Origin of the sequence: Aeromicrobium phragmitis (genome assembly GCF_003674095.1) — a bacterium.
Lineage (GTDB): Bacteria > Actinomycetota > Actinomycetes > Propionibacteriales > Nocardioidaceae > Aeromicrobium > Aeromicrobium phragmitis.
The window spans coordinates 1-298 of the sequence record NZ_RDBF01000281.1 but is presented as its reverse complement, the minus strand read 5'-3'; the positions used below and the strand labels follow the sequence as shown (position 1 = coordinate 298).

Below are 298 nucleotides of genomic sequence, written 5' to 3'. Positions count from 1 at the left end.
CGCGCAACGTGTTGCCGAACTCGGCGTCGTTACCCCCGATGCTGAAGGTCACGAGGCTCGTCGTCTCGTCGAGGTGATCGAGCTGGGCCGCCTCGTCGTCGTTCCACGCGTTCGGTTCGCTGAACTCCGTGGTGGTCGCACCGGAGCAGGCGGCGAAGGTGAGATCACCGGCGAAGTCGAAGCTGTCGTTCAGCTGCTGCGGGTAGGCGAGCGTCGAGCGGTGGCACATGTTGTGGTACGGCCGCTCGCCCTCCTGCGCCTCCTCCCACGCGTCGCGCTGCGCCTCGTTGTCGACGTC

The 298-nt window shown here is 67.1% G+C and carries 1 pseudogene; it reads right to left on the bottom strand.

The features are described from left to right. Window positions 1–298: pseudogene (locus D9V41_RS18390) on the bottom strand (hypothetical protein); the annotation flags it as partial.